We start from the raw sequence: 23,009 nt of genomic DNA on the forward strand, positions 1-23,009 counted from the left end.
ATCGGTCCAGGAGCACCACTCCATGACGAGGAGACGTCGTGACGAGGCATACGCCCTTGATCTATGCGATCAGGTCATAGGGTCAAACAGTGTCCGCGAAGCCAAGTTCGACTGGCTTCTTGGCGATCCAGGCAAAGATGGGCGCTGCCGCAAGTTGCCCGTAGACGCCTACTGGCCTGACCTTGGATTGGTTGTTGAATTCTGGGAGACCCAGCACGAGCAACCGGTCCCCTTCTTCGATAAGCCAGATCAGCTCACGGTCAGCGGAATCCCGAGAAGCGCCCAGCGTGCCTTGTACGACGACCAAAGGCGTCTCGAGCTCATCCCCCGGCACAACCTGAGTCTTGTCGTCATCCGGAAGTCGGATCTGGAGTGCACCCCTTCTGGGCGCCTCACCTATGCCCGGTCGGAGGACTTGGCCACCATTAGGCGAAAGCTGGAGACATTCGGGTGAGGCAGATGAGTATGCAAGCCGTTCAGGAAGGGCTGATTTAGAACTGTCTCGCCGCTCCGGACGAACAAAGCCGGCAAACGGCTTCCACGGGTGTGTTTAATTTACATGTCTCTCAACCCAAGGGTTAGGGACATGTGGCTCAGGAGAACAGTTAAGTGTCGTTCCTCCTAGTTATGGTCGGAAGATGTACAACACCACAGGGCTCCTCAGTAAGGACGTCAAAGACCCGAAGACCTCTATCGGTCAATATGTCCGGGTCAATTTTCCCAATGTGAAGCCGCTTCAGGCCGAACATAAGGCGCTGGCAGGCGACCTCGTCGTCGATTCCAAGGGGGCGAACGCAGGCACTGTCGGAACGGCTGTCGACTTGATCGTCCGTCTAATCCTTGAGCCTGACGAGACACCGATGTCGGCACTCATCCTCTATCCGTTCCACGCAACTTACCGCCGTGTTGTCAACGAACTGGCGAGCATCGTTGGTCGGTCAGACGATCGCGAGCTAACCGCTCGGGCCGCCTGGGCTCTCGCTCTCTGTGTCAATGCATACCGGGCAGGTCCTGCATGGGCTCCTCTCGTACCGGACCTGGTGCGTAGCGACGACTTCACCGTGGACACGATGCTTGAACAAGCCGATGACGCCGCTATCGCTGAGCTGGTCGCATTGAAGGAGCTCTCCGAAGAACGTCTCATTCCGAACCTCACAGGTCCGTTTAGCCTTGGACCCACTTTCGATCTTTCGAAACTCGGCCCTACTCAACGCATTGCCGCGGAAGCTGACCTCATCGCGGGTGGATTGCTGGTCGACATCAAGACCACCCTCGCTCCCAAGAACAAGGCAGGACTCCGCCCAGATGTGCTGAAACCCGAAAACGTCTACCAGCTTCTTGGCTACGCGCTGCTGGATTACTCAAACCAGTACAACATTGACCGGCTTGGCATCTTCTCGGCTCGCTACGGCACGCTGGCCGAGTGGCCTCTCGAGCAAGTCACGTCACTGATGTCTGGTGGGAAATTTGATTTCCTTGCGGCACGCCAGGAAGTCTGGGACATAATGCAGCAGGACGCCGCTTAGCTCCCCGCAATGTCTCCTAACCCAAGCCATGCAAGAAGGCTCAAAGCCCGAGAATGCGACACCAAGCGATCTCAGAATGCCACCACGAAGCGTTGATCTGCCAGCATCTCAACAAAGGACCGGTTGATGGGAAAAGGGAGGCTAGTCTGTGGGCTTGCCAAGGGGCCTCTAATTACGGTCCCTTGCTGTGACCTTCGGAGATGATTGGCGGCATCTTCCGGAGCTATTTGACGGCACAGCCTGTCAAGCGAGCAGTGTCAAGACGGGCATGCCGCCCCTTCCTTGTCCTGCCAGGTTGATTCCACACTTGGAAGGGCGTTCCTTAGAGGAACCGAAGCGGGCCTAAACCTGGTCGGCGCGGGAAGGGTCGTGTTCCTAACCGCGCGCGTCCCCGATGACGACGGGAGTTGGCGGCCACGTCGACCCGTCCAGCAACGTGCGATCCCCCAGGTTTTGATCCAGATGCAGGGTGCGCTCGACCCAGGGGTTGTCGGGACAGGTGGCGTCACCCGGGACCTGCTGGGAGGTCCAGTAGACGGTGATCTCCTCGTCGGTCTCGACGATGACGGGTTCGGCCGCCAAGAAGGGGCCTGGGGCTCTTGCACCGGTGCATTCGATCTCCGAAACCAGCAGATTCACGGTCGCGCCGTCTGGGGTCCTGGTGTCGACAGGCAGGGCGACCTGAGCCCAAGTGCTCCCCTCGGGCAGGGCGGGTCGGGCACCGCACTCGCTCCAGCTTGTGGCCCGCCACTGGCCGTCCTGACGTCCCAGGATGATGTACCAATCGGTGTCCAGGGAGAAGCCCGTCGAATCGCTTGGGGCAAGCAGGAGGCCCAGGGTTTTCTCGCCGCTCAAATCGTCCGACCACAGCACCGTCCACTTCACCTCTTCAGCGTCAGCCTGCTGCAATGACTCCGGGGCGTCGATACCGCCCATCACCTTCAGGTCGGCCAGCGCAGCGACAATCGCCGCGGCTTCATCGGGGTACACCTCGATGCCGCTGCCGGCAACCATCGCTGCCGGAAAAGCTGGGCCGTGACCGCAAGTCACAATTACGCCGCCGTCAGGCGTTTGCCACGGCTGCGTGATGGGTGTGCTTTGTAGGGTGGCTATGGGGCCATCTTCATCCCGGTCTGGTGACGCGCCCACCGTGCCGCAACCAGTTATGGGAGAGGCAAGGGCGAAAATCGTCAATGTCGTCAGGGCCAGCCTGCGCATGTCGGCCTCCATTTGGTGTCCGTCCCACTCGCCATCGCCGGTGCAACTCCGACGCTCTGAGTCTGGCAGAGGTTCCGCACGAACTGGAGAGTCTTAACACGAGAGACATCGAAGGCCGCTCTCTGCGGGAACAGGTGTTCGAGGGGGCGGGAGCGCCGGCACGCGGAAGCGCTGCCTGGAACGAGGCGGTCGCTTCTTGGTCGGCAGCGTCCTTGCCGATCGCGGCGGCACTACATGGCTGCGCAGTTACGCCGGTGCACGACGACCGCCAAATACACGGCCACGCCGTCGATTGCGGCACCCCTCCGGCCCTCTCCCGACGAATCCAAGATTTTTCGGCCAGCGGACTTTGGGGTGGAGGCCGGCCGCGCAAAGGGATGTCCTCCAGATGGCCGATGGCCGATGGCGGATGCCAGCCGGATGAAAGAGTCTCGGGAATCAACCGGTTATCAGGACTAGGTGCCGGGCCACGGGCTGTTTCACACACTCGCAGCTACGCTGGGGTTGCACCGTCTCACCAATGCGTCTCACACCTCCGCTTCTCAGCAATAGCGGCCTGGGTCTTTGATGGGACTGGGAGGCGCCGCGCTGAAGGATCGACCCGGGGACAGATTGTGGCAACAACGGGATCGCGATGTACTTGGAGGATTCGTTGAATACGTATGACTTGGAAAGGAAGCAGCCACCAATCCCACCCCCACGCGCCGCCACCAGGATTGCTGCCGAGGTGTGGGCCGCGGCGGGCCTGGCTTGGGGGATCGGGTTCATCTCGAACTTCTTGGTAGCCCCGACCAATACCGGCCTGGATGTTGCCGACTCGTACGCGGCGATTCAAACCGGATCAAATGTAGGAAACGTAGTGGCGCTGCTGCTGTGGACCGGTGCCACGGTTTGGACGGGACGGTATCTCTCGCGGTCACACGGTCCGGTCATGGCCCGCGTCTTAGCTGCTTTCGGCCTGTCGGCCGTGCTCTCGCTCTATCCTGCTGGGGTTGTGAGTGCCGCAGTCGGACATGTCGTTCCCGTCGAAGACGGTTTCGTCTACCAGGATTGGTTGGCTCGTCCGCTCCTTGCCGTAGGAGCAATAACCCTCACCGCCGCGGTTGCGGTAGTCCTGTTCGCACGTACCCGCCGGCCCTAGTTTGTCTCGATCATGCTTCAGGCAGGGGAGACAAATAAGCTGCGGCGGCCTGCGACGCTCCATCGGCTGTCGCTGCTGCAGCTTGGCGCAGGTACTGGTAGACCGTCTCGCGGCTGATCCCGTAATCCCGAGCCAGTGTCGATTTCGGGGTACCAGAGGCTGCGCGGCGAACGAGTTCGCCCGCCTGCTCCGGGGAGAGCGTCTTTTTCCGACCGCGATAGGCGCCCCGCTGGCGAGCAAGAGCGATGCCCTCGCGCTGACGCTCCTTAATGAGGGAGCGTTCGAACTCTGCGAAGGCGCCCATGACCGAAAGCATGAGATTGGCCATGGGGGAGTCCTCGCCGGTGAAGACCAGTCCCTCTTTGACGAACTCCACTCGGACGCCCTCGGCGGTCAATTTCTGGACCAGGGAGCGCAGGTCGTCCAGATTTCTGGCCAGCCGGTCCATGCTGTGTACCACCACGGCGTCGCCGTCGCGCGCGAAGCGAACCAGTTCGACTAGCTGTGGTCGAGCGGTGTCCCGGCCGGAGGCCTTGTCCATGAACACGCGGTCGAGTGCCTGGCCTTCAAGTTGGCGTTGTTCGTTCTGGTCCAAGGTACTGACGCGCACATACCCGATACGCTGACCTGTCATCCGCCCTCTAATCTCCAAAGTGTCAGGTTGAAATCTAAGACTTTCATCGCGTTGTGTCAATAAATAGCATACTTAACCCTATGTGGACACCTTTTTGAATACCTGCCTGACGTCAGGTTGGGGTGTACTCCAACTAGGCATCTCGCAGGCGTCGTCTTTCAGAAGTCGCTTGCAGATCCATCATTTGAACGGTGGAACCGTCAAACGGCCCTAACTAGATATCGAAGCGGGCTTGGATGAGGTCTGAGAGCCCTTGCGAGAGCACGTCCTCCGGGCCGTCTTGCTCCAGTCCGTCGCCGCCGAACTCTACGCCCCTCCCATCATCGGTGAGCGCCGCGTCGATGCCGAGCGCAGTACAGAGGGCGAGGAAGCGCCGGGCGAAGTCCTCAGGGGCGAACCGGGGGCCGGGCACGCGCGTAACGCGGATCTCTACTGTCTGGGTTGTTCCGGGCTGAACCTGTGTCATGGCTTGAACCTAGCACCCTCTGATTTCGCGTCGACGAGACCCCCGCCCCGCTCAGGAGACCCGGCCCGGCCCGCTGGAAAGCACCAGCGCCCGCACACTGTCAGATGCGCCGGGCATCGTCCCGGCTCGGCACCTTATAGCTGGGCCGTGCAGCGGGAGATGATCGCCTCGTCGATCTGGTCAGCCGTTCGTCGTCATGAACAGCAGCCCCTTCGAAGGACTTCAGGGTACGCACGAACTCCGCCACGATGGCGTTCTGCTCGATGTTGCCCCGCACTCGATAACGAACATGTCGGTCTCAACCGGGGCCGGCCCCGGTTCGGTGGGGGACGAATCCCCTAGGGCCGTGACTTCGGTCTGTGATCAGTCGCCCTGTCTGCTGAGAGCGATTCGTATCTGCCGCGGTTGGGGCACCTTCACCGGGCCCCTTTGCGGGCGGGGTTTACGCGAATTCGAGGAGCGCTGAAACCCGCTCCTTATTATCTGTGGGATTTGCCGGGGGAGTGGTGCGCTGAAGGACCGTTCAGTGGGTCAGTCGTGACCGAGGATCCCACGGCTTGGTTCAGGGTGTGAGGGGGCCTTGCAGGACGCGGAGTGCAAAGGCTGCGTCCCCTTCGATTATTGCGGTATCTTCAAGGTCGGAGCGGCCCCAGAGACCCAGATACATTTCTTGCATCGGGGCGGTAATCGAAGCTTTGGAGGGCCCTTGGCCGATTTTCCAGGTGGTCGCACCGGGGACGCGGAAGGTCACCGCCGCTTCCGGGCGCGGCATCCGTTCCAGGCGCAACTGGCGTGGGGTGAACATTGACAGAACCTCGTCGATACCGTCGAGCATAAAGTTCTCGTCGAGAACCGGGGCCTCCAGATCTGATGCTTGGCAGGCGTCGATGAGGTGGATGGCGTGTTCGTGTGCCTGGCGACGAAGCCAGAACCCGGCCGTGCGCGGGGGTGGGCCAAAGTTCCAGCACTGTGCCTCCGGGTTAAGTGCCGTCATTGTCCCCAGGAAAGTGTTGGTGCCCTCGATAAACCATGCTGCGGCGCCCGTGGTCGGCGGGTCCGGTTTGTCGGCAGGCTTCCCCTCTAGAAGCACTTCGGCTGCCCACCGTTCGATGGATCCGAGGTGCCCGAACAGCTCATCGAGCGTCCACCCTGGGCAGGCAGGAACAGAACGGGTCAGTATTTCCTCCGGCTGGCATGCGAGCGGGATGAGACGGTCGAGGCTGGTGGCCAGCGCGGCACGGTAGCGATCGGTCGACATGAGTCGAGCATACCGGGCCACGGGCGAGCACCACTTGATGTGGAGGCCTTCAAAACGCTCCACCGCGGGTGGCTGCCGAGGCTGACCGTCCATCTGACTCCTCTTCGCGGTGGAGACCTCCACACTCCAGATCAAGCTTGACGGTCTGGCCATGAATCGTCTTGGGGGAGGACCGGTTTCCCCCGTTCGAATGCCGGCGTCACCGGTCTGGTAACTAGCAGGTAGCAAGACGGGTTTCGCCCGATCGGCACCGTGGACTAGTCCAGGGACAAAGCGTCCAACGCCGATCGAGACGACCGCGTTTGGGCTCCTAGGGAGGTGCTTAGGGATGACTTTCGGCGCGGGGCTCTGCCTGCAGTCGGCGGGTGGTCTTCATGCTTCCCAGCAGACCGCGGTAGCTGCGGTGCACGTTGATAGCGGCCAGTGTCGCGATGACTGCCTTCAGGAGGTCCCCGGGTATGAACGCGAGCGAACCCAGGGCTGAGGTAGACAGCGGCAGACCAGTGATCATGCTCGTCCAGGGCACCCCGAAGGCGTAGATCACCAAGATGCCGCCCAAGACCACGCTGAGTAGGACTGCGATGAACTGGGCAGCACGGCCGGTCCGCTTCAGTGCCCAGTACTTGACCAGCAACCCGATGACCAGGGCGGCGGGGATCCAACCGATGAGGTAGCCACCCGTCGGGCCCAGGAATACTCCGAGACCGCCCCTGCCCCCGGCCAGCAGCGGTAGTCCTGCCAGCACCAAAGCCTGTAGGACGATGACGGCGAGCATTCCGCGCATAGGCCCAAGCAGCGCGCCGGCGAGCATCACGCCCAAGGTCTGGAGGGTGATGGGTACTGGGATGATGCCGATAGTGATCGGCGGGACCAAGCCGAGGGCGGCGATCATGGCGGCGAAAACGGCCACGAGGACCGTGTTGTGGGTGGTCTGCGAAGTGTCGGGGGACATAAGAATCCTTCAGGTTGGGCTAAGTAAATGGGATGGGACTAATTCAGGCAGAGGTGCGTTGGGCTGTGCGCGGCCGATGTGGCGCCGAGTCGTAGCACCGGGCATCGAGGGCCAGGGCGATCTCCTGGGCAGACTTGAGAGTTCGTACGAGCAGGGGAACCAGCAGGGCCAGGGGGTTATGATCCAGACCGCGGGCGAACTGGGCTTCGCGGACCTCGAGATACTGCTGGCGGATTTCCGGAATGAACCGCACCGTCATCGACAGGGCCAGGCTCATCTGGGCTGGGTTCAAACCGAAGCGCCGGGTGGGCGCCAGGACCCGTTCGAACAGGGCGAGCATCGCGCTGAACGGCGTGCTTAGGCTGACGGCGTAGGCGAACAGGCAGAGGCTGAGCAGCCGTAGAGCCGAGAGCGCGGCCGCCTCCCAGCCGTTGGTAAGCCCCAGGGCGGCGAAGACGATTCCAGCCATGACGAGAAGCCCAGCCAGGATCCGCACCAGACGGACCAACGGGGTTCGGGTGAGCAAGGCTGCGACTACGGCTAGGACGAGGATCGAGACCTGAACGGCCAAGTGTGCCACAGCGTAGATGCCGAGACTGGACAAGCACAGGAAGGCGAACTTCCAGCCGGCCGGGATGCAAGTCAGGATTGAGGTGGACTTTGTCATCAGTCGCTGATTCCGCGGTAGAATTCTGCGGCGGCCCCGGGGGCACCGTCGAAGGCGACCCGCCCATTGTGCATCACTAAGACGCGTTGGAAGTTGTCGATCAGCTCGAGATCGTGGGTCACTACGATGGCCCGCTGGTCAAGATCGCTGATGGCGGCTTGGAGCCGGCGCCGGTTGCGCCGATCCAGCATGGTGGTTGGTTCGTCGAACACGATCGTGGACGGCTTCATGACCAGCACGGAGGCAAGGGCGACCATCTGCTTCTCCCCGCCAGACAAGGCGTAGCACTCTCGATCGCGCAGGTGAGTGATGCCCAGGCGATCCAGGATCCCGTCAACCCGGGCCGCGATCTCGGTTCCGCTCAAACCCAAGTTCTTCGCGCCGAAGGCGAGATCCTCGGCCACCAGCGGCATCACGATCTGGTTTTCGGGGTTCTGGAAGACGAACCCCACCTGGCGCCGGATCCGCTTTGCGTCCTTTGCGGTGGTCACCTCGCCCACCTGGACCGTGCCGCGGGTGGGCAGCAGCAAACCGTTGAGGAGGCGTACCAGGGTGGATTTGCCCGAGCCGTTGAGCCCGATCACCGCGATGCGGTGATCGTTCAGGCTCAGGTCGAGGCTGCGCAGGACCTCTTGGCCCTCCCTGATGACGGAGACGCCCGTCAGCCGGATGCCAGGGTGCTGAGGCGCTGATGTCCCCGCGGGCTGATCGCGGCGCAAGGGATTCCGGAGTGATTGCTTGATCGACACCCTAAGCGTTCTCCTGGCGGGTCTCTGTGATGAAGTACAGCTGTGAGTGCAAACGGCATCCCGGATTGAACTCTGCAGCGCACCGCGGACAACCGTTCACTGCAAGGTAGTCTCGGATGGACAGTTCGCTATCGCAGACCCCGCAGAGAACGGCCGTGATGTGGTGCTCGTCGGCCGGCCACTGAACCGCCGAATGACCCGCGCTCTCCTGATGGCATAGATGACAGGGGTAGTACTGGCGGCAGCAGCGGAACTTGATCGCGACCACATCCAGTGGCGTGCGGTAGTGGACGCACCGTGTCTGGTCATCGACTGGGCTGCCCAGAACCCGTCGCACCGTCACCTTCTCTCGCTCCGGCAGGAGCCACAGCGCTGCAAATTCTGTTCTAGCGGCACGAGTACCCCTTACTTACGTATTTCATTAATTTGTGACGCCCGTAGACCCACGCAATATAAGTTCCGTCGGGAAACGTTTTTGTTCTACCGCGGCGTCGGGGTTGTCGATTCGAGCGAGGAGAGCCTGAAGCGACACTTTGGCCATTTGCTTTATGGGTTGCCGGACTGTCGTAAGGTCAAGCACTTTCCACGCCGACATCGGGATATCGTCATAGCCGGCAACCCACAGGTCTTCGGGCACACGCAAGCCACGTTCTTTTGCCGCGTCGATGACGCCAAACGCGACGATGTCCGTCGTGCAGAAGATCGCATGCGGCGGGTCATCTGCGAGCAACAGCCTTCCGGCGTCGAGGCCCGCCTCATGGGTGAATTCTGTCTCGGGGGCGCGAGCAAGGGGGATGCCGATTCCCGCTTCGGCGAAGGCATCCACGAATCCCTTGCGTCTTTCGCGTCCCGTGCTGATCCCCGGTCCGCCGCCGACGACGGCGACGTCCGTGCGGCCGTGAGCGAGGAAATAGGTTGCGACGGCCGCGCCACCGCCAACGTTGTCTCCGGTGACCTGATCGCTAGTGACCCCCTCCAAACTACGGTTGACGAGGACGACTGGAAGTCTCATATCGAGCGCAGTGCGCAACGCCTTTGAATCCCGGGTTGCGGTGGTGAAGATCAACCCGTCGACGAGCTTGGACCGGATGGCCTCGATCGCTGCCTGTTCGCTGTTTTCGCCCTCGGACACCCAGAAGTTGGTTCGGAGGCCCGCAATGCCGATCTCCCTAGCCAGTGCATACATCATCTCGGGATACCAGGGGTTGGTGATTTCGCCAGCGATGACACCGATCGTCCCCGACCGCCGGGTACGCATTGCGCGTGCCTGCGCGTTAGGTACGTAGCCGAACCTGGCCATTGCTTCCTCGACCCGGCGCCGGTTCTCTTCGCTGACGCGCGTCGATCCCTGCACGACCCGTGAGACGGTGGCCTGCGATACGCCGGCTAGCCGTGCGATCTCCCTGCCAGTCAGCATATCCCTCATCTCCGGCGACTAAACGTGTCACATCGCCTTTATCCTGCCGAGCCTATAGATGATAACCGGAAGTGCCCGCGGGGGCCGTACCGCTGTCGGCACGGCCCCCGCATAAGCCTTTCAGCTCACTTGGTCGGCCAAGAACTTCGCAACGAAGGCGGTGTTGAATGCACCACTGCGGAACACGTCGCTATCGAGGATCTCGCCCTGGAACTGTGCCGTCGTGGTAATGCCATCAACCTCCATTTCTTCGATCGCCCGCAAGGCGCGACTAATCGCCTCATCACGGTCCTGACCCCAGACGATGAGCTTGCCGATCATCGAGTCGTAGAACGGCGGAATCACATAGCCAGTCTCAATGTGCGTGTCGAGCCGCACCCCGAACCCACCCGGAGCGCGGAAGTTCTCAATCAGACCGGGATTCGGAAGGAATCCCTTTTGCGGATCCTCTGCGTTGATGCGGCATTCGATCGCGTGACCGCGGATGACGATGTCATCCTGAGTCAGGGGCAGTGGATTGCCGGCGGCGATTTCGAGCTGGAGCTTGATCAGGTCGATGCCCGTGATCATCTCCGACACCGGGTGCTCCACCTGGATGCGCGTGTTCATCTCGATGAAGTAGTACTTTCGATCGATGTTGTCGAACACGAACTCCACCGTGCCGGCATTGCGGTAACCGACCTCCTGGCACAGCGCGACGGCGGCCTGGGCGAGACCGTCGCGCAGTTCGTCATCGAGGACGGGAGACGGGGCCTCCTCGACCAGCTTCTGATTGCGTCGTTGCGCCGTGCAGTCCCTCTCACCCAGATGCACAGTGGTCTGTCCATCGGACATGACCTGGATCTCGATGTGCCGGATATCGGTGAGGTACCGCTCGATGTACACGGAAGGGTCCCCGAAGGCCGTCTCGGCCTCTGACATGATCTCGCTGAGGTCCCGCTCGAGTGTCTCGCCGGACTCGACGACGCGCATGCCGCGGCCACCACCGCCCGCAGCGGCCTTGATCAAGAGCGGGTAGCCGACCTCGCTGGCCACGGTGAGTGCCTCATCGTACTGGGCGATCGCGCCCAACGAACCCGGCACCGTTGGGACGCCGGCTGCGCGGGCAATTTTCTTGGCCTCGATCTTGTCGCCCATGCGGCGGATGATGTCCGACGCAGGACCGACGAAACCGACTCCCTCCTGCTCGCACAGTGCCGCGAAATCGGCGTTCTCGGCCAGGAAACCGTAACCGGGGTGAATCGCATCTACCTGGAACGCCAGGGCGGCACTGATGATTGCTTGCGGATCCCGGTAGCTCTTGACCGAGTTCGCCGGACCGATGCACACGGCCTGGTCGGCGAGCTTGACCGGCAGCGATTCACGGTCGGCCTCGGAGTAGGCCACGACGCTGCGGATCCCGAGTTCCTGACAGGCGCGGATGATGCGGAGCGCGATTTCGCCCCGATTAGCGATAAGGACGCTGCCCAGCTGCTCAGGCATCGCGCTTGATCACCATCAGCGGCTGACCATACTCGACGGCCTGTTCGTTCTCTACGAGAATCTGCGCCACGACGCCGTCCACGTTTGCTTCGATATTGTTCATCAGTTTCATGACCTCGAGGATGCAAAGGACCGAATCCCGGCTGACGCGATCGCCGACGTTGACGAACGCAGGGGATCCCGGCTTCGGAGAGGCATAGAAGATGCCAACCATCGGGGCGGTGATGACGACCTCGTCCTCGGTGGCCGCGGTCGGAGTAGAAGCCGGCGCGGCGACAGGCGCGGGCGCAGGAGCGACCGCAGTGGCTGTGGCCGCCGGGGCAGGGGCCGCCTCGGGAGCAGGGGCGGTCATCGCTACGGGCGCTGCGGTGGTCGGGGCGATGGCGGTGCGCTCATTGCGCGATACGAAGAGTTCGATGTCTCCGTACTTGATCGACAGTTCACGCACATCGGTGGTGGTGTGAGCCCAATCAACGAGGGCCCTAAGTTCGCGAATGTCAGGCTGGTTAAGCGACATGGTCAGTTCTCTCCTTTGGTAATGCTGATCTTCAGGTCTCCGGCATTCAGGGTCTTGGTGCCGGTCTGGCCGGTTGCGTGCAGCGACTTCACGATCCCGAGCAACGGGTGCGGGATCTCGTCGGGGTTACCGCCCGAGGCGACGGCCATCTTCATCTCGTCGACCTGGCTTCCGGCGAACATGGCCCTCAGCAGGTGGTGATCAATCGACTCGTCGGGATAACGTGCCGCGAGGTCTTCCAGCATGGGTTTCGGTTCGCTGGGCTCGAGCGCGATATCCGAGGCGCCATTGTCGATGATCTTCTGCCGCAACTCGGGGTCGATTTCGGCGAGCAAGTCACCGTAGTAACCGAGCACATACTTCTTAATCTCGTTCGGCACCATCTTGTAGCGCTCGCCAGTCATGACGTTCATGGCCGCTTGGGTTCCGACGAACTGCGCGAATGGCGTGATCATGATTGGGTACGCCAATTCAGAGCGGACTTGCGCGATCTCCAGCAGCAACTCGTCGTAGCGGTCGGCGAGCCCGGCGGTGGCAAGCTGCGTGCGGAAGTTCGAGAGCATGCCCCCGGGAGTCTGGTGCATGAAGTGTAGGCCGTTGTACTCGATCGGTTCGCCGAGGGGCTTGTTCTCGTGTTCGGCGATCTGGCGAATCGTTTGGCTGATCTCGCCGATCTTTTCGTCATTGACGTTCACTACGTAGCCCAAAGCGCGCAGATCACGCACGACGTTCTGCACCGAAGGCTGGCCGTTGCCGGAGGAGAGCGGGGCCACAGAGAGGTGCAGCGAATCCGCGCCGGCCTCGGCCGCCTCGAGGCAGACGAGCGGTGCCAGCCCGGTGAGGGAGTGGGTGTGGACCTCGAGCGGACGATCACCGATGACGTCCTTGAGCGCCGGCACCAGTGTGCGGATGCGCTCCGGGGTGAGCAGACCCCCGGCATCCTTGAGCATGATCCGGTCGACGTCGGCTTTCTCGATGAGCTCCGTTGCTTTCGCCACGAACAGCTCGTCCGTGTGGACGGGACTCTCGCAGAATGACACTGCACCGAACGTCTCGGCTCCGAGCTTCTTGGCGTGACGCAGCCCGGGGGCAATGTTGTCGATGTCGTTCAGCCCATCGAAGGAGCCGATCACCCGGAATCCGTTCGCGTACAGCCGCTCCACCCAGGCCATGATCACGTCATCGGGCAAAAAATCGAACGCGGCGATGTTCCGGGAGCGGAGGAGGGCGCGAAACTTGGTGTTCGGCGCGAGCTCGTGAGCGCGGCGCACCCGCTCCCACGGATCCTCCTTCAAATAGCGCACCGCTACATCGAACTGGATCGGCGCCACGAGATCGACGTGCTCAAAGCCGACCTTGTCAAAGTCCGCAGCCATCTGCTCGATGTGTTCGGTCCGCATGCGCGTCGCCCAGATGCTCTGATGCGCATCACGCAGCGTGGTGTCGATGATCTTGATTTCGCGCCGGCTCCCGGCTGGTCGCCCGCCCACGCTCATTACCGACGCGATCGTTTCAGTTGCGTCCATCAATTCTGACCTCATTCCTTGGCGTCACCCGGGCCGCCCCCTGTGGTGAAATCGTATTCACGTTTTATGAAATCGTACTCACCGGGTTTCGTCAACCCCCCGATGTGATTCTTGACACGACACGTCAAGACGATAAAACTAGGTAAAACGTTCACGGCACTGACGGGCCAAGAGGCCTGGGTAGCGTGGGCGGTCGCCGCTAATGCCCAGGCCGCAAAACTCGATCAGCCGTACTGCCTGCATACGAGCTGTCGAACCGGCCCGTGCAGTTTTGCGGAATGACCTGCTGGCCTGCCCCAAGCTATGAGCGATCGGTTCCGAAGTATAACGCTTCCTCTTCAGAGGGATGCGCCCAGCCGTCCTGTGCACGTGGATGCGGGGAGGCGGGGCGAACCTCGACAGGAGAGCGAAGTCAACCCGGGCCCGGAGATCCGGGCTGATGTGTCAATAGTTCAGGCATCATGACTTTTTGTTAGCCAATTCGCAGCGTGATCATGAATACGTAGTCAGACCGTTAGCAGTGGACGCTTCACCCTATGTGTTCGATCTGAATTAGAAGGGTAATTTGATGGTTCAGTCAGTAGACAAGAGAGAGCCTGCTCTAGGCGAGGATTTAGTATCCGGCCGACAGCGTCGGAGATCCCTTCGTGCCAGTACGATCGGCCAGCTGTTGGAATGGTACGAGTGGAGTTCTTACGCCGTATTCGCTCCATTCATTGCGGCCGCGATGTTCAACCAGTCAGATCCCGCCTCGGCTCTTCTTTCAACGTTGGCAGTATTTGCGGTTGGTTTTCTCATGCGCCCGCTGGGCGGCGTTGTATTCGGAGCGCTCTCGGACCGTAAGGGAAGAAAGAAGGTCATGATCACCACGATGGTCATGATGGCCCTGGCCTCCGTCGCAATTGGGCTCATGCCGTCGTATGAGACCATCGGCCTTGGTGCTTCTATTGGGCTGCTTCTAATCCGGATGATTCAGGGCTTCGCTCATGGTGGCGAGTCGGCGACGGCGAACAGCTACATTCCCGAGATTGCCCCCCGGCAGAAGCGCGGGCAATGGGGAAGCCTCGTGTACGTCGCAATCTTCGGTGGCTCGGTCATTGCGTATGTATTGGGAGGCATCATTTCCCTGGTTCTTGCGGAATCGCAAGTGGCCGAGTGGGGGTGGCGGATCCCGTTCATCTTGGGTGCTTTTGGTGCGGTGTTTGCTCTCTACCTTCGGCGGGGGATGCACGAATCTGAGGTCTTCGATGAGAAGAATGAGGAGGTCGCGGTGAAGCCTGTAGCGATTTCCACTCCGGTGGAAGGTGGAGTTGCAGGCCAAGGTGCCGGGGCGCGGAATCCGCGTCCCCGGTGGGTTTCAATCCTCTTGATCATCGGAATGGTGTCGGGTGTGACAGCGGCCCACTACACCTGGTCGTCTTATGTTTCGACGTATGCCATCACGCAGGAAGGAATGTCCATTCAGGGTGCGTATTGGGTGACGGTGGTCGCGCAGGTTATAGGTTTGGTGGCGCTACCGCTCTGGGGCAGGCTCTCTGACCGTATCGGACGCAAGCCAGTCATCTATTTCTTCGCGATCGCGATGGGTGTGCTTCAGATTCCCCTCATGGCAATGATCACTGATGAGCCGTGGACCCTGCTGGTTGCTTCGACAATTGCTCTGGTGATCGTGGCTGCTTCGGGTTCGCTGCTGTCCTCGATCATGTCGGAAGTCTTCCCGACGTCGCAGCGCACCCAAAGCATCGGCCTCGCCTACTCGGTGTCCGTGGCTGGTTTTGGCGGCACCGCACCCTACGTGTACCAGTTGTTCGTGTCGATCGATCTGGCATGGCTGTCCGGGGCCTTGGTCGTCGTTCTGTGCCTCCTGACCCTGGTTGCAATGAAGTTGCTGCCGGAAACCAAGGGAGTGGATCTGCGGGCCGTGTAGTTCGACCCTTCTAAAGTACTGTCAGACGCCTTGCCGCCGTCATGCACCTCTTCAGTGACGGCGGCGGGTGTCTGGCCAGGTTTGACCCTCCGCGTGCCGTCTGAGGCAGGCAATGACGGTCTGGACTTCGGGCTGACATCACTGCAGGGCTAAGCGGATGTCGAAAAAGCGGACGTGGGGATACGAGCTAGAACATTCTCGCGTCCCGTGGGTCTCGTGTAAACACGTTCTGCGAATTCTCGGGGCCTGTTTGCCCTGGCCTTCCACATTTCGAAGTCAGCATTAAACGAAGGCATTTCACTTATGACCACAACATCCCGCACTCCCGTCCTGGAGCTCTTTCGATTAGATGGAAAGGCAGCGCTGGTGACTGGGGCTTCAGGCGGTCTTGGGCGTTCCATGGCTCTCGCACTTGCGGAGACCGGGGCCGATATCCTGGCGGTTGGGCTCGGTGACCTCGACCAGGTAGCTGAGGAGGTACGTGACCGCGGGGTTAACTGCTCCACTTATGTAACTGATCTCAGTGTCCTAACACAGGACAGCGCAGCACATCTAATCTCGTGGGCTCGAGACGCGTTCCCACAGCCGACAATCTTGGTCAACAATGCCGGGATTATTCGGAGAGGCCCAGCCATCGAGTCGGCACAATCAGATTGGTTAGCAGTTCTCGATGTGAACCTCACTGCTCCTTTCCTTCTCAGCCAAGCTTTTGCTCATGGTGTTCTTGCGGCGGGTGATGCCCCTGCCAGCATCATTAACATCGCCTCGATCAACTCGTTCCAGGGCGGCGTGGAAGTTCCTGCTTATGCGGCTTCCAAGCATGGATTGCTTGGCCTCACTCGAGCGCTGGCCAATGAATGGACTGCGCATGGCATCAGGGTTAATGCCATCGCCCCGGGGTATATGGAAACCGACTTCACCCTTGCTCACAGGGAGAACGCTGAGCGGGTGGAAAACATGTTGCGCCGTATTCCCGCCAACAGTTGGGGACGCCCACAGGATCTTTCAGGAGCAGTCGTGTTCCTTGCGTCAAACGCAGCTGCCTATGTCAGTGGCGCTGCCCTCACTATCGATGGTGGGTGGCTGTCTCGATAGTTGAGTGCCAACTCCGAAAGAGGGTTGCTGTCATGTCGAAACTTGGGAAATGAAAGCCGGAATGTGAGACCTATGGAGAACAACTACTTACGTTTCCTGCAGACGCTCGTACAACTCGAGACGGAATCTGGAAATCTGGACGCCCAGCACCATCTCCAAAGCCTCTGCATCGACTTTGTGGAGCAGCACACCTCTGATGTCACCATCAGTCGCGGGAACAACTATCCCTGGACGTTGCTCACTACTGGCAGCGGGTCGGCGCCGGTGATGTTCGTCTGTCATACCGACACCGTGCCGGCCGGTAACGCCGGCACTTGGTCCTCTCATCCGTTTGACGGTGCTATCGATTTCGAACGGGGGACACTCCACGGCAGGGGGAGCGTCGACATGAAAGGTGGCCTGGTCGCAGCATTGGTCACCTTGATTCGCGCGAACGCCGCCGGAGCTGACGTAGCTGTCCTTTTGACGGCGGATGAGGAAATCGGCAGTAAAGGAGCTGTTGTCGCAGCTGAGGGGCTGGCCCAATTGGACCCCGCGTTTATCATCGTTCCTGAGGCCACCAACAACCAGGTTTCGCTTGGTCACCGTGGGGCTCTTTGGGTGAGGGTCGAAGCGCAGGGCGTAGCCGCCCACGGTTCTCGACCACATGCCGGGATCAACGCCATCGAGACTCTCGTGAGGGGAGTCGTCGACAACCTCGATGACTTTCCTGCGGCCTCCGATGAGTACTTGGGTAGAGAGACGGTCAACCTTGGTTACCTTTCCGGGGGGAGCGTGCCCAATATCGTTCCGGACCATGCAGAGCTATCCCTTGATTTCCGCACGGTAGGTGATCCCCAACGAATTCTCGACTGGCTCGGCAACCTCCAGGGTGACCTTCGAATCACAGAGCTGATCAATCTGGCTCCCGTCCGCGCCGGGCAGCCCCCGACGGTATTGCGGGACTACTCGCCAGCTCCCGCAGCCCCCTACTTCACCGACGGTTCGGTTCTCCAAGACCGGTTCCCCGATGCCCCCATCGTGATCTGGGGTCCAGGAGATCCTGCCATGATGCACGCCATCGACGAGACACTTGATCTGTCCTCTCTCGACACTGCGATTGAACATTTCTGGCGGGTTGCGGAGGCGGCACTATTGCGCGCTGAGAAATAGGGATCGTAGGGACCAAGGGTTGCGCGTCCGGCAGCCACACGCTAACCGGGAAAAATTCTCGGGCAGCCGGGCGGCCAGCTTCCAGGCGGCGGGCATGGCAGGGCGATGTTGGTTAGGGCGGTGCTGGGGACGAGGGCATCGGCCAGAACGCCCTGGCGTGTGACGACAGCTGTACTCATGTTTGCTCCTTCTCGTTGCCCGGACAACATCGCCGGCACGACTTCCTTACTGGGCTAATTTCTTGATTTCCCCCGAGATCCTGTACATGAAGGGGACAGATTGTTCATCGGTCCAGGCTTCATATGAACTTCTCTTTTCGAAGAGTCTTCTTTCGGACCCTACGGGGTTCACCCAAAGAATGGACCCGTCCTCTGTCACCGCGTCCACAATGCCTGAACATACTGTTGTGCCGTTCCGACGAACGTCAATTGAAACGCCCGGGAGTGCGGCCCAATCCTCTACTCGTATAGGCTTCATCGCAGTCAGTGGTGAAGTTTTTTCCATGAGGAACTGCTTCCTAATAGGTGCTTTCGGGGATTCATATTAAGTTTTTGGAAATCCTTAGGTTGCATCTGCTCCTGATATCACTGTTCACTTCGCAGCCAGGATGGTGGTAAGTGGCGGTGGGGCAACGTTATCGTGGCGGTAGGATTGACGATCCCGTTGATCGTCCGCGCCCCACCGCAGTTTGTTGGCAGCTGTAACCGTCGTTAGGGCGGTTACAGCTGGGTGCCCTCTTTCACAGAGCGCTCGGCTCGTGCCGTTGTACTCGCGGAGCGGACGGATCAGCGAGTTCGATTCGAGCTGCCCCACGATGTGTGCCGAGAACCGGATCAGAAAGTGCGCCGTGCCCGACGACCAGGTCTGCCCGACCGTCGGCAAGCCTGTAGGCGACACCGACCACGGCTGTCTGTCCGGCTTCGACGGCCTCTGAAATGGCGCGTGAGCTGTCCAGCAGGCGTTCAGATGACTGGCGCACGTTTTCGATCACCATGTCGTTGATGTCCTCCAGACCGGACCGCCTGGCCGTTAGCACAGCCGGAGTGATCCGCTCCACTAAGTCGCGGAGGCCGCCATACGGCATTTCGCCGGTATCCACAGTGTTCTTGGCTGCTATGACGGCCCCGCAGCTGTCATGGCCCAGGATGACGATCAGCGGCACCTTGAGCATGTCCACGCCATATCCGAGGGAGCCAATGACGGCGTCGCCGAGAACGTGGCCGGCGGTGCGGACCACGAAAGCATCGCCTAGACCCAGGTCGAAAAATGATCTCGGCTGCCAGCCGGGAGTCGGAACAGCCGAAGATGATGGCGAACGGATGCTGTTCGTTGATCAACGAACTGCGCCGGGCCGCGTCCTGATTCGGGTGGACGGAGCTCCCCGTTACGAAGCGTGCATTGCCGTCGAGAAGTTTTTGCCAGGCTTGGGCGGGAGTCAATGTTGTGGACACTAAGCAACCTTACTGATTGGGGCAGCTCTATGCCTCAGGGGCGATCGCGCCGAGGTTGAGCTAGTTGGTCTAAAATGCGCCTAATATTCGGAAATTCGATGGCTATTGCCGCGTTCGCCGGGGTAAACCAGAGCGAAAGCCGCGGCCATGTTGGCCCGCGAGCCGTCTACGCGCCTGGTGGACTTTAGAACTGCGATATCGCGGTCCGCCTCTGCTGCGCTGCCTGATGGGAATTCCCGCGCGGATCCACTGCGCGGACGAGGGTCGGACCGGATCGTACCGCCCGCACGTCGACAGGTGGCCCACTGAAATGCTCCAGGACCTCCTTCGCACGATCTGGGAGTCCGCGGGGGCTTCCGGTCGAAATGTCGACGAGCACGATAGATGTAGAAGCGATTGCGCACTCCACTTCTCCATCACGAACGCTGTAGGCGATATCGAAGCTCGATCGCCCCACTCGTGTCACCCATGCGGCTACATCGACCCTGGGGACGTTCGGCCCGATAGGAGCCCGATAGGTGATCTCCTGATAGCCGACTACGATTCCGGCACCCTCTCCCGCGAGGCTTTCCACCGAAGATCCGAGCGACTCGTCCTGAAAGATCCGGAGACGGGCGAACTCCATATAGGATAAGTAGACTGCGTTGTTGATGTGACCGAATCGGTCGACGTCCGTAAACCGCACCTGCATGGGAACGATAATTTCCATGAGTCCTCCTATGTTTCTACAGACGACACGGTGAACTCATGCCGGCAAGTATTCCGTCGAACCGCGTACGACCAGTTCGGTCGCGATGCGTTTGTGTTCAAAATCCGTGTCGATGTTCTCAATGCGTGCCAGGAGCATTTCGAGCGACAGTATGGCCATCTCGTCAACAGGTTGACGGATCGTGGTGAGGTCGAGCACCTTCCACGCCGACATCGGGATATCGTCGTAACCCACGACCCAGAGATCCTCAGGTTGTCGCAGTCCTCGCCGCCCTAGTCGACGGCCCGCTGTGTGAAATCGTATTCCCGTATGTAATCGTATTCTTGAGGTCGCGTCAAGCCTTTTCGTCCAGAAGCTCAGGGGGCCGGTCGCCTGCGGATCAGAGTTCGTTGTCGGGCTCGGTTACCTTCGAGTCAACCGGCAAGCCCCGGGCGTCCAGCGCTTCCCCGGTCGCGCGGGCATGGCCAACCGTAGCCACCAGCAGCGGCCCATCAGCCACACAGGACCACGGCTGGCTCCGGTATCACTCAACGGTAGATTTGACGGTTCCGCCCGTCTCGGCGGACAGTTTAGGCCAAGGAGACCTCCCCAGGTCCTCCTTGAGGTAGCGCAGCGCCACGTCGAACTGGATCGGCGCAACGAGATCAACGTGCTCATAGCCGGCCTTGTCGAAGCCCGCCACCTGCTTCGGCGCGCATGCGCGTGGCCCAGATGCTCTGGTGTGCATCCCTCAGTGTGGCGTCAATGATTTTGATCTCGCGACGGCTGGCGGCCGGGCGGCCGCCCAGACTCATCACAGACGCGATCGTTTCCGTTGCGTTCGTCAACTTCGCCCTCGTTCCTCACTGCTCTTATAGTGCGTGAAATCGTATTCACGTTATGCTTATGAAATCGTATTCTCAACGAGATTTTCAACGACTCGTCAACCCTGCCGGCCCAGCGCCAGCAAAGAAGGAGAACCATGAGCTACGCAGTCCTGAGCGCGCCGCGCAAGCCCTTGGCCGTGCCCACGCAAGTCGCCCTGGCCGGGGTGTTCGCCGCCCTCATCGCCGTGTGCTCCATGCTGCCGCCCATCCCGGTCGCCGGCTTCGGCGTGCCGATCACCCTGCAGACCTTCGCGGTGATGCTCGCCGGCCTGATCCTCGGCGCGCGCCTGGGATTCCTGGCGGTGACGCTGTACGTCGTGGTCGGACTCGCCGGACTGCCGGTGTTCTCCGGATTCAACGCCGGGATCGGCGTGCTGGCCGGACCTTCGGCCGGCTACCTGCTCGCCTTCCCGCTGGCAGCCTTCCTGGCCGGCGCCCTGTCTTCCATGGTGCTGCGCCGCGGCCAGGTTGCCGCCGCGAAGGGGGCCGGCCGGATGGGCCTGGGCTGGTGGGCCCTGGTATGGCTGTGCGCCATGGTCGCCTCCTTCATCTTCATCCACCCGATGGGCATCGCCGGGATGATGATCGCCCTTGACCTGGACCTGGCCACCGCCATCGGCGCCGACATGGTTTTCTGGCCGGGCGACATGATCAAGAACGTCCTGGCCGTGACGGTGGCCGCCACCATCGTCCGGGCCTTCCCCGCACTGGCCCTGCGCCGGTTCTGAGCGAGGTGCCCACCACCGCAGGCGAACCGGTCATCGAGGTCCGCGGCGCCGTCGTCGACCTCCCGGGTACTGCCGCGGCCCCCGGCCAGGAGGCCGGGGCCGAACCCGGCACGATTCGCATCCTCGGCCCCGTGGACCTCACCCTGGCGGAGCCGGTCGTCGCGGTAATCGGGCCGAATGGCTCGGGCAAGTCGACCCTCGTCAGGCTCCTCAACGGGCTGGTCCAGCCCTCCGCCGGTACCGTGCGGGTGCACGGGCTGGACACCATGGAGAAGACGAGCCAGGTGCGGTCCCTGACCGGGTTCATGTTCACCGACCCGCTGGTGCAGCTGGTCATGCCCACGGCGGGCGAGGACATGGAGCTGTCCCTGCGCCGCACGATCCGCAACCGGCGCGACCGGCGGCGGGCGGCCGAGGAGCTGCTGGCCGCCCATGGCTTGGCCGGGCTGGCCCACCGCAGCATCTACGACCTCTCCGGCGGCCAGCGCCAGCGCCTGGCCCTGGCCACCGTGCTCGCCACCGACCCGGCCCTGCTTGTGGCCGACGAGCCGACCACTCTGCTCGACCTGGACTGGACCCTGGAGGTGCAGGAGCTGCTGCTCTCCCTGCCGGGGACCGGCCGGTGCCGGCAGCTCGTGTACACCACACACGACCTCGACTTCGCGGCCCAGGCCAACCGCTGCCTCGTCGTCGCCGGCGGGCGCGTCGTGCACGACGCCGACGGGCCGGGTGCGGTGGCGTGGTACCGCCGCGACGTGCGGGCGCAACGCGCGGCCTGCCGGGAGGGCATGCGGTGAACCTGCTCGACCACCGGCCGGGGACCTCCCCCGTCCACCGCTCGCCACTGAGTGCCAAGTACGCGGTGCTGCTGGTGCTCACCGTGGTCCTGGTGGCCTGGCGCCAGCCCGTTGTGGTCGGTCTCGTGCTGCTGGGGGTGCTCGGCCTGTACCTGCTGGCCGGGATCCCCGGCGAGTTCCTGGCCCCATGGCGGCGCGGCTGGCCCATGCTGGCCTTCGCCGGCGTGGCCCGCTGGGCCTCCGGGGTTTGGGGAACTGACCCTCTGTCCCCTCTCGACGCCCTCTGGCCGGCACTCGTGGTCGTGGCCGCCGTCTTCGGCGCCCTGGCCGCCGCCCGCCTGCTGGTGATCACCACGCCGGGCACCGAACTGCTGGACGGCCTGGCCCGATTCTTCGGCGCGTTCCGCCGGCTCGGGGTCGACCCGGAAGCCGCCGCGCTGGCCGTCAACGTCATGCTGCGCACGATCCCGTGGATCGGAGCCGCCGTGCGGGCCCATGCCGAGGCCCTGGCCTCCCGCGGCCTGCGCCGCGGACCGGTAAGGCTGGCGGGCCCGGTGCTGGTGGCCACGGTCGGCCATGCCCGCGCCACCGGGGAGGCCCTGGTCGCTCGGGGACTGCCGGCCGGCCCGGACGCGGAGAAACATCGTCTAATCAGGGACCTGACTGATAGGAACGGCCAATCTTAGTCCGGGAGTGACGGGAGCAGTTGCGGCAGCGGCTTGGGCCGCGCT

23 protein-coding genes and 1 pseudogene are annotated in these 23,009 nt (G+C 61.8%); 7 read left to right on the forward strand and 17 right to left on the reverse strand.

The window, feature by feature from the left end:
- Positions 1-82: 82 nt before the first annotated feature.
- Complete coding sequence (locus tag AC5RVS_RS03700; RefSeq protein ID WP_494107156.1) at positions 83-334, reverse strand: hypothetical protein; 252 nt, start codon at positions 332-334, stop codon at positions 83-85.
- A 304-nt stretch (positions 335-638) separates the two neighbouring features.
- Here AC5RVS_RS03700 and AC5RVS_RS03705 point away from each other — a divergent pair, with 304 nt between their 5' ends.
- Entirely contained in the window at positions 639-1,526 is an 888-nt protein-coding gene (locus AC5RVS_RS03705) for a hypothetical protein (RefSeq protein WP_494107157.1), read from the forward strand.
- A gap of 375 nt (positions 1,527-1,901) precedes the next feature.
- On the opposite strand, the gene AC5RVS_RS03710 is transcribed toward AC5RVS_RS03705, so the two are convergent.
- The 12 genes from AC5RVS_RS03710 to AC5RVS_RS03765 form a co-directional block, all read right to left on the reverse strand.
- On the reverse strand, positions 1,902-2,756 hold the full coding sequence (locus AC5RVS_RS03710) for a hypothetical protein (RefSeq protein ID WP_494107158.1): 855 nt from the start codon (positions 2,754-2,756) through the stop codon (positions 1,902-1,904).
- Between the two features lie 1,139 nt (positions 2,757-3,895).
- A complete protein-coding gene (locus AC5RVS_RS03715) occupies positions 3,896-4,519 on the reverse strand; it encodes a recombinase family protein (protein WP_494107159.1) in 624 nt (207 codons plus the stop codon).
- Between the two features lie 214 nt (positions 4,520-4,733).
- Positions 4,734-4,985: a hypothetical protein gene (locus AC5RVS_RS03720; protein WP_494107160.1), complete on the reverse strand. Its 252-nt coding sequence runs from the start codon at positions 4,983-4,985 to the stop codon at positions 4,734-4,736.
- A 562-nt stretch (positions 4,986-5,547) separates the two neighbouring features.
- Positions 5,548-6,243 carry a maleylpyruvate isomerase family mycothiol-dependent enzyme gene (locus tag AC5RVS_RS03725; protein WP_494107161.1) on the reverse strand — a complete coding sequence of 232 codons (696 nt, stop codon included), beginning with the start codon at positions 6,241-6,243 and terminating at the stop codon, positions 5,548-5,550.
- 322 nt (positions 6,244-6,565) lie between these two features.
- On the reverse strand, positions 6,566-7,195 hold the full coding sequence (locus AC5RVS_RS03730) for a biotin transporter BioY (protein ID WP_494107162.1): 630 nt from the start codon (positions 7,193-7,195) through the stop codon (positions 6,566-6,568).
- A 43-nt stretch (positions 7,196-7,238) separates the two neighbouring features.
- Complete coding sequence (locus tag AC5RVS_RS03735; RefSeq protein ID WP_494107163.1) at positions 7,239-7,862, reverse strand: energy-coupling factor transporter transmembrane component T family protein; 624 nt, start codon at positions 7,860-7,862, stop codon at positions 7,239-7,241.
- Positions 7,862-8,611 carry an energy-coupling factor ABC transporter ATP-binding protein gene (locus AC5RVS_RS03740; RefSeq protein ID WP_494107164.1) on the reverse strand — a complete coding sequence of 250 codons (750 nt, stop codon included), beginning with the start codon at positions 8,609-8,611 and terminating at the stop codon, positions 7,862-7,864. Before AC5RVS_RS03740 ends, AC5RVS_RS03735 begins: the two co-directional genes overlap by 1 nt.
- Before the next feature lies 1 nt (position 8,612).
- Positions 8,613-8,954 carry a CHY zinc finger protein gene (locus AC5RVS_RS03745; protein WP_494107165.1) on the reverse strand — a complete coding sequence of 114 codons (342 nt, stop codon included), beginning with the start codon at positions 8,952-8,954 and terminating at the stop codon, positions 8,613-8,615.
- 78 nt (positions 8,955-9,032) lie between these two features.
- The gene (locus AC5RVS_RS03750) at positions 9,033-10,037 is read right to left on the reverse strand and encodes a LacI family DNA-binding transcriptional regulator (protein WP_494107166.1); all 1,005 of its coding nucleotides are present in this window, start codon (positions 10,035-10,037) and stop codon (positions 9,033-9,035) included.
- A gap of 111 nt (positions 10,038-10,148) precedes the next feature.
- Positions 10,149-11,510: an acetyl-CoA carboxylase biotin carboxylase subunit gene (gene accC, locus AC5RVS_RS03755; protein WP_494107167.1), complete on the reverse strand. Its 1,362-nt coding sequence runs from the start codon at positions 11,508-11,510 to the stop codon at positions 10,149-10,151.
- Positions 11,503-12,027, reverse strand: a complete 525-nt coding sequence (accB, locus tag AC5RVS_RS03760) for an acetyl-CoA carboxylase biotin carboxyl carrier protein (RefSeq protein WP_494107168.1) — start codon at positions 12,025-12,027, stop codon at positions 11,503-11,505. The genes accC and accB overlap by 8 nt, the downstream gene beginning before the upstream one ends.
- Positions 12,028-12,029: 2 nt before the next feature.
- On the reverse strand, positions 12,030-13,553 hold the full coding sequence (locus tag AC5RVS_RS03765; RefSeq protein WP_494107169.1) for a pyruvate carboxylase subunit B: 1,524 nt from the start codon (positions 13,551-13,553) through the stop codon (positions 12,030-12,032).
- 568 nt (positions 13,554-14,121) lie between these two features.
- Between AC5RVS_RS03765 and AC5RVS_RS03770 the strand changes: the two genes are divergently transcribed.
- From AC5RVS_RS03770 to AC5RVS_RS03780, 3 genes are all read left to right on the forward strand, one after another.
- Complete coding sequence (locus AC5RVS_RS03770) at positions 14,122-15,480, forward strand: MFS transporter (RefSeq protein WP_494107170.1); 1,359 nt, start codon at positions 14,122-14,124, stop codon at positions 15,478-15,480.
- Positions 15,481-15,783: 303 nt separating this feature from the next.
- Entirely contained in the window at positions 15,784-16,575 is a 792-nt protein-coding gene (locus tag AC5RVS_RS03775; RefSeq protein WP_494107171.1) for an SDR family oxidoreductase, read from the forward strand.
- 72 nt (positions 16,576-16,647) lie between these two features.
- Positions 16,648-17,727 (forward strand): M20 family metallopeptidase, encoded by a 1,080-nt coding sequence (locus AC5RVS_RS03780; protein WP_494107172.1) that lies wholly within the window; start codon positions 16,648-16,650, stop codon positions 17,725-17,727.
- Positions 17,728-18,565: 838 nt separating this feature from the next.
- Here AC5RVS_RS03780 and AC5RVS_RS03785 read toward each other — a convergent pair.
- The 4 genes and pseudogenes from AC5RVS_RS03785 to AC5RVS_RS03800 form a co-directional block, all read right to left on the reverse strand.
- Positions 18,566-19,178, reverse strand: a pseudogene (locus AC5RVS_RS03785) (carbonic anhydrase); the annotation flags it as partial.
- Between the two features lie 184 nt (positions 19,179-19,362).
- Entirely contained in the window at positions 19,363-19,887 is a 525-nt protein-coding gene (locus AC5RVS_RS03790) for an acyl-CoA thioesterase (RefSeq protein ID WP_494107173.1), read from the reverse strand.
- Positions 19,888-19,923: 36 nt separating this feature from the next.
- Positions 19,924-20,247, reverse strand: a complete 324-nt coding sequence (locus AC5RVS_RS03795; RefSeq protein ID WP_494107313.1) for a substrate-binding domain-containing protein — start codon at positions 20,245-20,247, stop codon at positions 19,924-19,926.
- Between the two features lie 163 nt (positions 20,248-20,410).
- The gene (locus AC5RVS_RS03800) at positions 20,411-20,569 is read right to left on the reverse strand and encodes a hypothetical protein (protein WP_494107174.1); all 159 of its coding nucleotides are present in this window, start codon (positions 20,567-20,569) and stop codon (positions 20,411-20,413) included.
- A gap of 279 nt (positions 20,570-20,848) precedes the next feature.
- On the opposite strand from AC5RVS_RS03800, the gene AC5RVS_RS03805 reads away from it, so the two are divergent.
- The 3 genes from AC5RVS_RS03805 to AC5RVS_RS03815 are packed head-to-tail and all read left to right on the forward strand — an operon-like array spanning position 20,849 to position 22,964.
- Entirely contained in the window at positions 20,849-21,481 is a 633-nt protein-coding gene (locus AC5RVS_RS03805) for a biotin transporter BioY (protein WP_494107175.1), read from the forward strand.
- 5 nt (positions 21,482-21,486) lie between these two features.
- The gene (locus tag AC5RVS_RS03810; protein WP_494107176.1) at positions 21,487-22,278 is read left to right on the forward strand and encodes an energy-coupling factor ABC transporter ATP-binding protein; all 792 of its coding nucleotides are present in this window, start codon (positions 21,487-21,489) and stop codon (positions 22,276-22,278) included.
- Positions 22,275-22,964: a CbiQ family ECF transporter T component gene (locus tag AC5RVS_RS03815; RefSeq protein WP_494107177.1), complete on the forward strand. Its 690-nt coding sequence runs from the start codon at positions 22,275-22,277 to the stop codon at positions 22,962-22,964. Before AC5RVS_RS03810 ends, AC5RVS_RS03815 begins: the two co-directional genes overlap by 4 nt.
- Positions 22,965-23,009 lie beyond the last annotated feature (45 nt).

It is taken from the genome of Arthrobacter sp. Y3221048 (assembly GCF_059092685.1).